The organism is Photobacterium aquae, from assembly GCF_001029445.1.
Classification (GTDB): Bacteria; Pseudomonadota; Gammaproteobacteria; order Enterobacterales; family Vibrionaceae; genus Photobacterium; species Photobacterium aquae.
In genome coordinates, this window is record NZ_LDOT01000011.1 from 146,269 (window position 1) to 159,494 (window position 13,226).

General features: G+C 56.0%; 7 protein-coding genes and 9 tRNA genes. 3 read left to right on the top strand and 13 right to left on the bottom strand.

The genetic code is table 11. The features are described 5' to 3' along the window. Positions 1-4: 4 nt before the first annotated feature. Complete coding sequence (thpR, locus tag ABT56_RS09460) at positions 5-589, bottom strand: RNA 2',3'-cyclic phosphodiesterase (protein WP_053062429.1); 585 nt, start codon at positions 587-589, stop codon at positions 5-7. Between the two features lie 12 nt (positions 590-601). Between thpR and hrpB the strand changes: the two genes are divergently transcribed. Both hrpB and mrcB read left to right on the top strand, forming a co-directional pair. Further along, entirely contained in the window at positions 602-3,067 is a 2,466-nt protein-coding gene (hrpB, locus tag ABT56_RS09465) for an ATP-dependent helicase HrpB (protein WP_047878637.1), read from the top strand. A 9-nt stretch (positions 3,068-3,076) separates the two neighbouring features. Continuing rightward, positions 3,077-5,536 carry a penicillin-binding protein 1B gene (gene mrcB / locus ABT56_RS09470; RefSeq protein ID WP_240478287.1) on the top strand — a complete coding sequence of 820 codons (2,460 nt, stop codon included), beginning with the start codon at positions 3,077-3,079 and terminating at the stop codon, positions 5,534-5,536. A gap of 82 nt (positions 5,537-5,618) precedes the next feature. Here mrcB and ABT56_RS09475 read toward each other — a convergent pair whose 3' ends face one another. The 12 genes from ABT56_RS09475 to ABT56_RS09530 form a co-directional block, all read right to left on the bottom strand. Further along, positions 5,619-6,875: a cyclic di-GMP phosphodiesterase gene (locus ABT56_RS09475; protein ID WP_047878638.1), complete on the bottom strand. Its 1,257-nt coding sequence runs from the start codon at positions 6,873-6,875 to the stop codon at positions 5,619-5,621. 219 nt (positions 6,876-7,094) lie between these two features. Then, a tRNA-Thr gene (locus ABT56_RS09480) sits at positions 7,095-7,170 on the bottom strand. A 43-nt stretch (positions 7,171-7,213) separates the two neighbouring features. Further along, positions 7,214-7,289 (bottom strand) — tRNA-Asn (locus tag ABT56_RS09485). A gap of 42 nt (positions 7,290-7,331) precedes the next feature. Next, positions 7,332-7,407: transfer RNA gene (locus tag ABT56_RS09490), tRNA-Phe, on the bottom strand. Positions 7,408-7,445: 38 nt separating this feature from the next. Next, positions 7,446-7,521: transfer RNA gene (locus ABT56_RS09495), tRNA-Thr, on the bottom strand. A 47-nt stretch (positions 7,522-7,568) separates the two neighbouring features. After that, positions 7,569-7,644 (bottom strand) — tRNA-Asn (locus ABT56_RS09500). A 42-nt stretch (positions 7,645-7,686) separates the two neighbouring features. Beyond that, positions 7,687-7,762, bottom strand: a tRNA-Phe gene (locus ABT56_RS09505). 60 nt (positions 7,763-7,822) lie between these two features. Next, positions 7,823-7,898: transfer RNA gene (locus ABT56_RS09510), tRNA-Thr, on the bottom strand. 48 nt (positions 7,899-7,946) lie between these two features. Next, a tRNA-Asn gene (locus tag ABT56_RS09515) sits at positions 7,947-8,022 on the bottom strand. Between the two features lie 43 nt (positions 8,023-8,065). Continuing rightward, positions 8,066-8,141, bottom strand: a tRNA-Phe gene (locus ABT56_RS09520). Between the two features lie 123 nt (positions 8,142-8,264). Continuing rightward, positions 8,265-8,891 carry a glutathione S-transferase family protein gene (locus ABT56_RS09525; RefSeq protein WP_047878639.1) on the bottom strand — a complete coding sequence of 209 codons (627 nt, stop codon included), beginning with the start codon at positions 8,889-8,891 and terminating at the stop codon, positions 8,265-8,267. A gap of 207 nt (positions 8,892-9,098) precedes the next feature. Continuing rightward, entirely contained in the window at positions 9,099-10,727 is a 1,629-nt protein-coding gene (locus ABT56_RS09530) for a methyl-accepting chemotaxis protein (protein ID WP_047878640.1), read from the bottom strand. Between the two features lie 342 nt (positions 10,728-11,069). Between ABT56_RS09530 and ABT56_RS09535 the strand changes: the two genes are divergently transcribed. Next, positions 11,070-13,121: a prolyl oligopeptidase family serine peptidase gene (locus tag ABT56_RS09535; RefSeq protein WP_053062430.1), complete on the top strand. Its 2,052-nt coding sequence runs from the start codon at positions 11,070-11,072 to the stop codon at positions 13,119-13,121. Positions 13,122-13,226: the final 105 nt, after the last annotated feature.

Consider the following 13,226-nt stretch of genomic DNA (forward strand, 5'->3'; position numbering starts at 1 on the left):
TCCTTTAATTGGGGGCCAGCGGCCAGTCGGCGATGCAGGTATAACGAACACTGCCACCGTGAGGGGCTGGCTCGGAAATATACAGCCCGAACCGGCGAAAGTGAAACCGGAGCGGGAGCGTTGACACAGGGGGAGTTGGTTTGCCGGGAACGGATTTCGCGAGGGTGATATGTGGAAGGTAGGGGCGGTGTTCGGTGGGCAGGCCGCAGGCCGCGGTGGTATCTCGGAGCTGGCTGGCCAGATCCTGCAGGGCCGGGGGAGGCGATGAGGTGCCGAGCCAGAGGATACGGCTGCGTGCCCAGTAGCCTAGTTGATCGAGGCAAATATGGAATTGGGGGACTGGGGCTATCCGGGCGGCGGATCGCTCCAGGGACTGCCGCACTGCCGGTGCCACACTGCCGACAAAGGCCAAGGTGAGATGAAGGTTGTCGACGGGGACGGGACGGCAGTTTCGGGGGAGTCCCGATAGGGTTTGGCGGAGCTTCGGGTAATCCGCGCTGTTTTTGTCCGGCTCAAGAGCAAAGAACAGCCGCTGTTTTTTCTCTTTCATGGCAGTAAGGTACAATTGGGTTTGAATTGAATATGACACAAGGTGCTCCCATTGTCACAGCTGCCAATCGATGACGTTCTGCCGGATTTGCTGGCCCGCCTGCAAACGCATTCCCAACTGATCCTTAAGGCCCCGCCGGGGGCGGGTAAGTCAACCCGCCTGCCGCTGGTTTTGTTGCAGCAGGCTGCGCTTGAGGGGCGAATAGTTCTGCTTGAGCCCCGTCGGTTGGCGGCGCGCAATATTGCCCGTTATCTGGCGTCCCAGCTTGGGGAGAAGGTCGGGGAGACGATAGGCTTGCGGGTGAGGGGAGAGACAAGGGTCAGCACCCGCACCCGGCTCGAAATTGTGACGGAAGGCGTCATGACCCGGATGCTGCAGCAGGATCCCGAGCTTGAAGGGGTTTCGCTGCTGATCTTCGATGAATTCCACGAGCGCAGTATCCATGCCGATACGTCGTTGGCTCTGGCGCTGGAAGTGCAGGAGGCACTGCGTGACGATCTCCGGATCCTCGTCATGTCGGCCACTCTTGATGAGGAGGCACTGAGCGAGCTTCTGCCTGAGGCGGCTTACGTGGAGTCGCTGGGGCGTTGCTATCCGGTATCATTTCGTTATAAGACGTTGTCAGAACAGACCCATTGGCTGGAGCCTGCTAGCCGGGAGGTGATATCGCTATTGGGGCAGGAGCCGGGGGCGATGCTGGTATTTTTGCCCGGCGCAGGGGAAATACGGCGCATGGCGGAGCTGCTTGCCGATAAGGTCGGCGAGGAGGTGATAGTCGCTCCTTTATATGGCCAGCTTAGCGGCGGCGTCCAGCAGCAGGCGATCACCCCGGCCCCTAGCGGCCAGCGCAAGGTGGTGCTGGCGACCAATATTGCCGAGACCAGCCTGACGATTGAGGGGATCCGGTTGGTGGTTGACTGCGGGTATGAGCGTATTGCCAAGTGGGACCCGAAAACCGGGATCAGCCGGCTGGACGTGGTGAGGATTGCCCGTTCGTCTGCCGAGCAGCGTGCCGGCCGAGCCGGGCGACTGGAGCCGGGAGTCTGTCTGCGTCTATACAGCGAGGAGCAGTTGTCACGTCAGCCTGCCGTGCCGCAGCCCGAGATCCTGCGTGCGGATCTGACGTCGCTGGCGATGGAGCTTGCCCAGTGGGGCTGCCTCGATGCCCGCGATCTACGCTGGCTGGACACACCACCGTCTGTCACGTTGCAGCTGTCTCGACAGTTGCTGTTGATGCTCGGTGCGCTGGACGAACGTGGCCAGTTGACCGATAAAGGGCGGCAGATCCAACAGTTCGGTGCAGAACCGCGCCATGCGGCAATTCTGGCAGCGGGCCAGGCATTCGGTGGTGGTGCAATCGCCACTGCCGCGATGATGGTCGCCCTGCTCGAGGAGCCGCCGCGCGGGCAGGCCAGTCCCGATCTCCATTTCCAGTTGTCGCTGCTTGAGGATGGCCGCTTGGCCAAGGGCAAGCAGTATCTACAGCGTGCCGGCCAGCATCTGGCCAAAATGAATGCGAGCGAACAGCCCCTGCGACTCGACAGCCGCTGGTTGGCGCCTTTGTTGGCGGCGGGTTACCCTGACAGGATAGCGCTGTCGCGAGGTCTTGACGGGCGCTACCAGCTGGCCAATGGCCAAGGGGCGATGCTGATGCCCGATGAGCCGATGGCGGGTGAGTCGATGCTGGTGGTCGCGGATATTGTCAAAACTCGGCAGGGTGACAGCCGGATCTTCTCGGCGCTAGCGGCGGATCTGGATACGCTCCGAGAGGCATTGCCGGATATGTTCTGCGAGCGTGAATGGTTGGATTGGGATGACGGCAAGGGAAGGCTGGTGGCCGAGAAGCAGCTGTGCTGCGGCAAGCTGATCTTGGCTCGGGCTGCAATGGCCGAGCCGGATCCGGGCAAGGCCAGCGAGGCGCTGCTCAATGCGATAGCCCGCAAGGGGCTGGGCGTTCTGCCGTGGAATGAGGCGACAGAAAATCTTCTTGTCAGGGTGCGTTGTGCAGCCGAGTGGCTGCCAGAGCTGGGTTTGCCTGAGATGGATGAAGACAGCTTGCTGATGAACCTCAATGAGTGGCTGCTGCCTTATATGCAGGGGGTTAAAACCCTTAAAGCTATCGACAAAATTGACTTGCTTGCCGCACTCGAGGCTCGCCTCGGCTGGCATAATAAGCAGGCATTGGATGCGGCACTGCCAACCCATTACCAAGTGCCGACCGGCTCGCGCTATGCCATTCGCTACCAGCTGGGCCAGCACCCCGTACTGGCGGTAAAGCTGCAGGAAATGTTTGGAGAGCAGGCATCACCGATGATTGCTAACGGCAAGGTGGCGGTGGTGCTGGAGTTGCTGTCACCGGCCCAGCGGCCATTGCAAATAACCCGCGATCTGGCTGCGTTCTGGGCCGGATCATACCGAGAAGTGCAGAAAGAAATGAAGGGGCGCTATCCCAAGCACCCGTGGCCGGATGATCCGGCAACCCATGCACCGACCCGCAAAACCAAAAAGTATATGTAGAGTGCGATCATGATGATTGACGAACAGATAGCGGCGCACAAACGACTTGCGCCGCCCAAGGCGGCTCCCAAGGACGGGGCTAAGAAGACCCCGGCTCCGCGCAAAAGCCCGGCAGCCAAGAAACCTGCCGCGAAGAAAACGGCCAAGAAAAAAACACCCCGCAAGGCGGGATCTCGCAAGTCAGGCAAGGGAAAGTTTCCGCAGCTGCCCGGCTGGTTTAAAAGCCTGTGTGGGCTGGGTATCAAGCTGTCGATAGTGCTGCTGGCTGTACTGCTGGTGGTCGGGATTTACCTGGATAACATCGTACGAAGTAAGTTTGACGGTCAGCTGTGGAATTTACCGGCGGTTGTTTACGGGCGGGTACTCGATTTGGAGCCCGGGAAGGCCATTACCTTGTCTGAGGTGCGCCGTGAATTGGATTTGCTGCATTATCACAAGGTCCGGACACCGCAGCGCAACGGCGAGTACTCCTCCTCGAAAACCCGGATAGAGCTGATCCGCCGGCCGTTCGAATTTGACGATGGCCCCGAGGGGGCAAGGCATGTCATGTTGGTGTTCGATGGCCATGGCCTGCGCCGGATAGAAGAGGTGGGCAGCAAGCGTGAACTGGGCTATTTGCGCCTTGAGCCGAAAATGCTCGGGATGCTGGGGACCAAAGAGGGCGAGCAGCGGATCTTCATGCCTCGCGAGCAGTTCCCCGAGGTGTTGGTGGATGCCTTGCTGGTGACCGAAGACCGGGATTTCTACCATCATGGCGGGGTATCGCCTTGGGCAATTATCCGGGCGATGATGGTCAACCTGCAGGCGGGACGCACTGTGCAGGGCGGCAGTACCTTGACCCAGCAGTTGGCTAAGAACATCTTCCTGACCCGGGAGCGGACCTTGTGGCGGAAGATCAGCGAAGCCTATATCGCGATGATCATCGATTATCGCTACAGCAAGGATCGGATTCTCGAGGCCTACCTCAATGAGATCTACCTCGGCCAGAACGGCGGCAAGGAAGTGCACGGTTTTGCCCTTGGTGCCCGGCTTTATTTCGGCCGTCCGTTGCAGGAGCTGAGGATTGACCAGCAAGCCCTGCTGGTGGCGATGGCCAAGGGGCCGTCGTACTACAACCCGTGGCGAAATCCCGAGCGGGCCCGCGAGCGGCGCGACTTGATCCTGAGGCTGATGATGGACAACGGCACCCTAGATGGGGCGCAGTATGAGCAGGCGGCGTCGCGGCCATTGGATGTTCAGTCCCGGCCGATGATTGCCAGCAGCCAGCCGGCCTATTTCCAGCAGCTCCAGCGGGAGCTGAAGGCCAAGGTCGGGGATAACTTCACCCCCGGGGTAGGGTTGCGGGTATTTAGTACCCTCGATCCGCTCTCTCAAAATGATGCGGAGCAGGCGGTGCAAAAAATGCTGCCGCAATTGGCCAAGAAGGCCGGGGTGGATCTCGAAACGGCACTGGTTGCCGTCGACCGCCGGAGTGGCGAGATCCGGGCGATGATAGGCGGGAGCCGGCCGGGGTATGCCGGGTTCAACCGGGCTCTGGATGCCAGCAGGCAGATAGGTTCATTGGCCAAGCCTGCGGTATATTTGGCAGCACTGCGCCAGCCGGGGAGCTTCAGCTTGGCCACGACTATTGATGACAAGCCGATCAAAATAGGAGGGGGGCGAAACCAAATCTGGCAGCCTCGCAACTATGATCGTAAGTTCCGGGGCGAAGTGCCTCTTTATTACGCCCTTGCCAAATCCCTGAATGTGCCGACGGTAAATCTCGGGATGGCGGTAGGCTTGGGCAAGGTTATCGATACCTTGGTTGAGCTTGGGGTCGAGCGTAGCGAGATCCCTGAGCTGCCATCAATATTGCTAGGTTCGTTTACCCTGACGCCGCTGGAGGTATCGCAGATGTACCAATCGGTGGCGAGCGGTGGCCGCAGGGCTCCTCTGACCGCGCTGAGGGCGGTGGTTGAGCAGCAGGGCAAGGTGCTTTACCGATCGATGCCCAAGGCGTCGCAGGTTGTTCCTGAACAGGCAGCATGGCTGACGACCTACGGGATGAAAAATGTGGTATCGCAGGGAACGGCCCGCTATCTCCAGCCTCAGTTTGGTTGGGCGGCCCTGGCTGGCAAGACGGGTACCACGGACAATAACCGTGATAGCTGGTATGTCGGCATCGATGGCCGCGAGGTCGTTACGGTATGGATGGGGCGCGATGACAACCAGTCGGTTAACCTGACCGGATCGGCCGGTGCCTTGCGGTTGTACGGGGATTACCTGTCACGCCGACAACCAGAACCCCTGCGTTTGGCATGGCCGAGCAAATTGATAACGGCCAAGTACAACCGCTTGCCGAACGGCACCCTGACCCGAGACTGTGCCGGGGCATATTCGCTGCCGGTGTGGGACAAGAATGGAAAAGTTAAGGCTTACTGCGAAACCAGCCAGCCGGCAAGGTGGATTCAGGATATGTTCGGGCTATAGCGCCTGAATGTGGTTGTTTCATTCTTGCTGTTATCTCATACCCCGCCATTGGCGGGGTATTTTTTTGCGCTCGCCGGCACTCTTAGTCGTCAGGGTCAAAATAGAAGGAAATCCTGACGCGGGGGTTGAGGTATGTCGCGACGTGTTCCGGCAGTTTGTGCGGCGCGATGGCCTGCTCGATACGGATATCGCTCTCTTCCAGATCAATGATCGGTGCTTCGTTAGAGGGAACGCTCGGATCGTAGAGCAGGACATTGGGGTGGAGTAGGTTATCCGAATTGACGGACATCACTAACCCTAGCTGTTGGTTGGACAACTGGACAACGCTGCCCGGCGGGTAGACGCCCAGCAAGCGGATCAGCTGGCCGAGGTAGTCATTGTTGTATTGTTCCTTCTGGTACTTGAACAGATACGACAGTGCGCTGTATGGGATTTTGGCCTTTTTCGGATCCTGCGGGTGGCAAAGCCTGTCGTAGGCATCCACAACGGCGACAAGCTGCGCATAGGGGGAAATCTCCTCGGCCGTGAGCTGGTTCGGATAGCCGCTGCCGTCGATGAGCTCGTGGTGCTGGGCCAAAATCGGCTTGGCTTCTTCGGGGAAGGTGCTGCTGAGATTGGCAAAGTCGAGGCTGTATTTGGTATGGAGCTTGAAGTAGTTCTCTTCCGGCTCAGTCAGCGGCGTTGTCTTGCGGAGAATCGCACTGGGTATTTTTAGTTTGCCCATATCATGGAAAAGCGATCCGATGGCGATTGTTTTGATTTCTGCGGCGTCCAGTCCGCATGCCCGCGCGACCATCATCGACATAATGGTGACATTCAGCGAGTGGCAGTAAATATCTTCGTGCTTTTTGTTGTCGCTCATCAGGTGCAGCGCCACGCTGTCGGCGTCGAGCAGGGCGTCGACCATTTCTTCGACCAGCATCTCAGCTTCCTTGATGGCATTGAGCGGCCGGTTTTTCAGTTTGGTCATGATGGAGCGAAGCTGCGCCATTGAGCGGGTGAAGTTCTGCTCGCAGCGTTGATACTTGAGCTTGTAGTTTTTCAGCCGGGAGATCCTGGCTTGCTTTTCTTGCCACAGCATCTCGGCTTGTTTGGCGAGAAACTGGCTTTCTTGATCGCTGATCGCATCATCCTGGGTGTCTGGCGCTAAAGGCGTCGTTTCGCTTTTCTCTGGAATGAGGTAGACGAATTTTATCCCGAGATTCTTGATTAACCGGATCTGCTGCGGGTCTTTGATAAGAAAGTGATTACACAGGAAAGGGTGATCCGTCCATTGAAGGGGCAATTTGATGTACAGCCCCTGAGTTAACTGTTCAATAGAGAGTTTTACTGTGGCCATATGTCCAACTAGATTTATATTGCACATAAAAGAGTTACACCCGGTTATAAATCCGGGGTATTGGAGATTATACGAGATGTGTCTCTAGCGCTAAATTATTTTCACTTAGTGCTAGGCGGGAACACTTTTTTCATATGGATTGGGACTAAATTGACCCGTTTGTCTTGAGGGGAAAATTGATGCAAAAAAAAACCTCATCCGAGGATGAGGTTTCAAAGATGGTGCCGACTACCGGAATCGAACTGGTGACCTACTGATTACAAGTCAGTTGCTCTACCTACTGAGCTAAGTCGGCGTTTTATTCTTATTATTCAAGCCTTGCGGCTTAAACTAGAAAGTGGCTCCCCCTGCAAGACTTGAACTTGCGACATACGGATTAACAGTCCGCCGTTCTACCGACTGAACTAAGGGGGAATTGTCTTTTTATACTTGCTGTTTACACACCAAGTTGAAATATGGTGCCTCGAGGCGGAATCGAACCACCGACACGGGGATTTTCAATCCCCTGCTCTACCGACTGAGCTATCGAGGCAGAAGCAGTGATGGTTAAGTCTCTGCTTTGCTAAATAATGGTGCCGACTACCGGAATCGAACTGGTGACCTACTGATTACAAGTCAGTTGCTCTACCTACTGAGCTAAGTCGGCGCCTAATTTTGTTTACCGTTCCCGCCATAGGGCAGGGCAGTAGAATGTGGCTCCCCCTGCAAGACTTGAACTTGCGACATACGGATTAACAGTCCGCCGTTCTACCGACTGAACTAAGGGGGAATCAACTTTTTATACTCGCTGCTTACGCACCAAGTTGAAATATGGTGCCTCGAGGCGGAATCGAACCACCGACACGGGGATTTTCAATCCCCTGCTCTACCGACTGAGCTATCGAGGCAAAAGTCACACCGTAGTGTTAACTTCTGCAATACTGCTAACAGCAATATTTGCTAAATAATGGTGCCGACTACCGGAATCGAACTGGTGACCTACTGATTACAAGTCAGTTGCTCTACCTACTGAGCTAAGTCGGCGCCTAATTTTGTTTACCGTTCCCGCCATAAGGGCAGGGCAGTAGAAAGTGGCTCCCCCTGCAAGACTTGAACTTGCGACATACGGATTAACAGTCCGCCGTTCTACCGACTGAACTAAGGGGGAATTGTACTTCGTTGCTTGTCGTCTTCGACACCAAGCTAAAATATGGTGCCTCGAGGCGGAATCGAACCACCGACACGGGGATTTTCAATCCCCTGCTCTACCGACTGAGCTATCGAGGCAACGGGGCGCATTAAACTGGTTTTCGGACTTTTCGTCAATGGTTTTTTTGAACAAATATTTTGAGTTCTGATTTTTTGTTCTTTTTGGTGTGTTTTTGTGGTTTTTTTGGGCTAACGGTGTGTTCAGGTATTACCTAATGCTCTGGTTTCACGATCGAGTGCTCGGCTAAGAGCTGGACGTTTACTGATGAATTGACGGTACTTTTCTAATTTTTCAGGAAGTTTTTGATCAAATTTAGCTGCCCAGTTGAGCGTGTGGGCCAAGATGATATCGGCAACGGTCGGGAACTTGCCGAATAAATAGCCAGTTTCGCCCAGTCGGGATTCCGCGGTTTGCAGCGCGCGTTTAAATTCCCAGCTGGCCACCGAGAGCATTTCGGGGAGTCGAATGGCTTCCGGTAAGGCAAAGCGGTGTTTTCCCATCGACCAAAGCGGTTGTTCCAGCTCTGTGGTGGTAAAGCATACCCATTCATGGTGCTTGGCTGAGTCGGCCGTTCCTGGTTCTGGTAGCCAGTGTGGCCCGTAGCGCTCTGCCAGATAGAAGCAGATTGCCGCCGACTCGGTGATAACGATGCCGTCGTCATTGAGGCAGGGGACTTTGCCCTGTCGGTTAAGGGCGAGGTAGGGTGCTGAGCGGTGGGCGTTGTGGGAGAAGTCGACTAATTGGTATTGCCAATCAAGCCCAAGCTCTTCGAGTAGCCATGAGACACGCAGTGAGCGGGTGCGGGGGTAACCGTAAAGAGTGATCATTTGCCATCCTTGAAGGAGTACAGAGTCATGACTTTAAAGTTAGTCCAAAAAAAACACCCGTCAGGGTGGTTTTGGCAAGGTCTGCAACGGTGGCGTTATCGTTTTTTCCTCGGTCCACCAGCGGTAGGCTGGGGTATCGCCCTTGCTCCGGCACCAAGTGAAAAAAAACCGCAGCGGGGCTGCGGTTTAGCTTTTAGTGTGCCGGGTTCAACGTTGGCGAATCGTGAATTTGCTGATCCACGTATTGAGCTCATCAGCGAGTTGCGACAGGTTCGAGCTACTCTGCTGGCTCTGGGTGACGACCTCACTGAGCTGGCGGCCGCTATCGTCAATCATGTTGATACGTTCGGAGATATCATTGCTGACCTGAGTCTGCTCGGCCGCCGCCGAGGCAATGTGGTGGCTCATCTCGGTGATCGACTCCAGTGCCGAAACGATGTTTCCTAGCGCCGAGGAGGCCTGCTGAGACTGCTGGACGGTAGTTTGGCTCGTCTCTGCACAGATCCCCATGGTTTGGATTGCGTTCTGTGATGCCTGCTGGAGATTGGTGATCATCTGCTGGATCTCTTTGGTGCTGTTCTGGGTTCTCCCAGCGAGGTTTCTCACCTCGTCAGCAACCACGGCAAATCCACGCCCTTGCTCACCGGCACGGGCGGCTTCAATGGCGGCATTGAGGGCGAGCAGGTTGGTCTGTTCGGCAATGTCGCCAATCACGACCAGCACCTTGGCGATGTTGTTGACGTCGCTGTCCAGTGCCGATACCGCCTGGCTGGCGGCATTGAGCTCGTTGGCCAATCCCGCGACATTGCCAACAGTGGCATTGATCAGTGCCTGGGTATGCTGGCTTTGGTTGTCCGCATCCTTGGTGCTGATGGCGCTGTCATTGGCTGCGTCGGAGACATTGGCGTTGGAAGACGCCATCTCGGTCATTGCCGTGGCTATCATCTCGGTCGCCTGTTGCTGGGTTTCGCTGAACTCGGCAATTTGCCCCGAGCGGATGCGGGCGTCATCCAGTTCTTGGTGCAAGGAACGAATTGAGAGCTCGAGGTGCTGGATGAGGTTTGCCAGCGAGAAGCTCATCTGCTGAACGGCATAGTAGATACTGCCACGGGGGGCCGACTCGGCGAAGTGGGTATAAATCTGCCCGTCAGCCACGGCCTGCACCGCAATGCGGACATCTGTCGGTTCACCGCCAAGCAGGGCGAGCATACGTTTAATGGCCGTCAAAAGCAGGGTGATAATGCTGCCAGCGACAAACAGGCAGAGCAGCAATTGCCACTGTGCTGTAGACCAGAACCGTGCGTTGACTTCTTGTAAGCCGATACCGGTCCCCACGACCCAGCCCCAGTGCGGGGTTTTCTTGGCAATCGACAGCTTTTGCTCGACAGTGCCATCAGGCAATTTCTGGTGCCAGGTATATTCGATCAACTGGTCGCGGCTGCTGCCCAGTTTGCGCTGGATCAGGGCGCCGATACTGCCGCCATCGGCATCTTTGAAGTCGTTGAAGCTGGTGCCGTGCAACTGGGGATCAAGTGGGGCGGCAATGAAGGTCATGTCGGCGTCGACAACGTAGACATATTCATTGTCCTTGTAGAGGTTGTTGCGCAGCAGGCGTGTAGCCAAGGCCTTGGCCTCATCTTCCGTCAATGTCCCATCCTGGGCCATTTTCTCCACTTCGGTGAGAATACTGTAGGCACTGTTGAATAGCTCGGTTACCCGCGCTTTGTTGTCCAGATTGCTGGCCATACGCATTGTCCAGAGCCCTGTTGCGCTCATGGCAATCAGCGCCAGCAAGACAAGAGCAGCCAGTGCAAAGGCTTGGTGCTTGAGTTTCATGGTCGTAGCTATGCTGTAGAGTTGATTTAAGAGGCGCTACTTATAATGACTCGCTATTGTTTTGTAAACATATTCTGCATATCCACCGGTTGCTTATGGCGTAATAGACCTTTTTTCGCAGGGCCAATGCCACAGGGGTATTAACCAGGGTGTGGTGTAACTATCAATTCGGATGATTTTGACCTGCACAAATTATCTTTGCTTCATTATTGGAAAAGATTATCAAAATCAAATGCAAGTGATAATTGATATCATTATCGCATGTGTGTATGATGCGCCCGTTATTAGTAGATTTTTGCTTTGCCAGTTGTCAATTCGAAGTGTTGTAGTGGGTTGTGGTTAATGAACATTCGTCTCGTTGGGTTTGCTTTTTGTTGTAGTTTCTTGTCATTGATTGCCAATGGTGAGGATCTCACTGACGATGCGGGGCATGACCATTACCATTGGCTGCGCGATGACACACGGCAGTCCCTTCCTGTCTTGGCTTTTTTGCGCCGAGAGAATGCACATACCCATTCAGTGCTTTTACCCCAGCAGCCATTGGAGGCTGAACTGTTGCGCGAGTGGCAGGGGCGTATACCCACCCAGAGTTATAAGCCGTGGTCTTTGCGAGGCATATATAACTACCGTGTAGAGAACAGCGGGCACAGTTATCAGCTGCTACGGCAGGATGCAAAGACGTACGGGGTCAAGCCGATCATCGATCTCGGTCAGCGTGCTGCTGATTCTGCGTATTATCGGCTGGGCGGTTGGAGTAACAGTCCTGATCACAGATATATCGCTCTGGCCGAGGATCGCCGTGGGGATCGCAACTACCGGCTGACGGTTCTCGATACCCAGACCGGGAAAGTAAAACTATCAGGGGTCACCAACGCGGCCTCGGATATGGTATGGGGGACGGATAGCCGTAGCCTGTACTGGGTCGAGAATGAGCCGACGACGCTTCGTCCCTTCAGGGTGATGCGCTGGTCGCTTGATGATGGCCAGCAGCGGGAGGTATACCGTGAACCGTCAGCGTCTTGGCTGGTGTCTGTCTATCCCGCCACATCGGGAGAGAGCGCCTTTGTCCAGAGCAACAACCATGACTCGAGCGAGCAGCGTGTGTTGGATTTGGCCAGTGGTGAGATCGGCAACGAGCTGCGCCCCCGTCAGCAAGGTATCGAATATTATGGCGATATCCGTGACGGGTCGCTATACCTCAAGAGTAACGTGTCAGGTGAGATGGCGCTTTACCGGACGGCCCTGACTAACCCTCAGGCAATGTGGCAGCGAGTATGGCAACCGGAGCGCGGGCAGTACCTTAAAAGCTGGTATCTGTACCCGGGGAGTATCGTGCTGGAAGTGGCCGAGCAGCAGCTCAGCCAGCTGGTGGTTCTCGACGATCAGTTCAGGGTTCGTTATCAGCGCCAGATCACGCCAACGGGCGGGATCGCCTGGCTGTCCGGCAATAATAGCCAGTTTGGCCAGAGCGTTCGGATCCGAAGCATGTCCATGGCACAGCCTCCGCAATGGCTGGAGCTGGACCTGCAGGATTTATCGTTGACGATCATCGGCGGCGATAGCTATGACAATCTTGATCCTGCTAATTACCGCAGCGAGCAGTTGGTCGTCAAGCACCAAGGTGTCGCCGTGCCGGTATCGTTAGTTTATCGGCCAGATCGCCTGACCCCGCAATCCCCGGTTGTCCTGTATGGCTATGGGGCCTACGGTACACCGATGCGGCCTTATTTTATGCCTCAGATCATGAGCTTGCTTGATCGCGGGATGATCTATGCCATTGCCCATGTCCGGGGTGGGGGCTACCTCGGGCCTGATTGGCACCAGCAGGGGCGGGGTGTCAACAAGCCAAATACTTTTGCCGATTATATTGCCGTGGCCCAAGCGCTGAAGCATTACCGCAACGGCCGGCAACGTCCGCTGCTGGCGATGGGTGGCAGTGCCGGCGGAACGCTGGTCGCTGCGGCAATCAACCAGCAACCCTCGCTGTTCAAGGCGGCAGTCCTGCAGGTGCCGTTTGTCGATGTGATGGCGACGATGTCCGATCCCACTCTTCCTTTGACGTTGCAGGAATATGGCGAGTGGGGCGATCCCCGCCTGCCCGCCGAGCGTGCGGTTATCGCCGGGTACAGTCCTGTCGATAATATCCGTTCCCTGCCTTACCCGCCCATGTTGGTGACCGCCGGGCTGTATGATAGCCAGGTCCCTTATTGGGAGCCGGCCAAATGGGTCGCTAACGTTCGCGATGCCAGCACATCTGCGGGGCCATTTTTGCTGAGTACCAACATGGAGGGCGGCCATAGACCGGACCGCCGTCATGCCGAGCAGCAGCAGGCCCGTGAGTATGCCTTTTTGATCTGGCAAGCCACGTTGGCCGGTATTCATAACAGTACCTGATCCCCTTTACTGACTCTTTCTTGCCTGACTCTGGCCGTCTTTATGGTGCCGGAGGGGCGTCGTTTTGCCTATTTCCACCCATTCATCAATATAGATGCGGAGAAC

What these genes read in the sequence shown, in the direction of transcription:
- ABT56_RS09475 (WP_047878638.1), bottom strand. Translation starts at nt 6,875, where the DNA reads ATGGCCACAGTAAAACTCTCTATTGAACAGTTAACTCAGGGGCTGTAC.
- ABT56_RS09525 (WP_047878639.1), bottom strand. Translation starts at nt 8,891, where the DNA reads ATGATCACTCTTTACGGTTACCCCCGCACCCGCTCACTGCGTGTCTCA.
- mrcB (WP_240478287.1), top strand. Translation starts at nt 3,077, where the DNA reads ATGATGATTGACGAACAGATAGCGGCGCACAAACGACTTGCGCCGCCC.
- ABT56_RS09530 (WP_047878640.1), bottom strand. Translation starts at nt 10,727, where the DNA reads ATGAAACTCAAGCACCAAGCCTTTGCACTGGCTGCTCTTGTCTTGCTG.
- ABT56_RS09535 (WP_053062430.1), top strand. Translation starts at nt 11,070, where the DNA reads ATGAACATTCGTCTCGTTGGGTTTGCTTTTTGTTGTAGTTTCTTGTCA.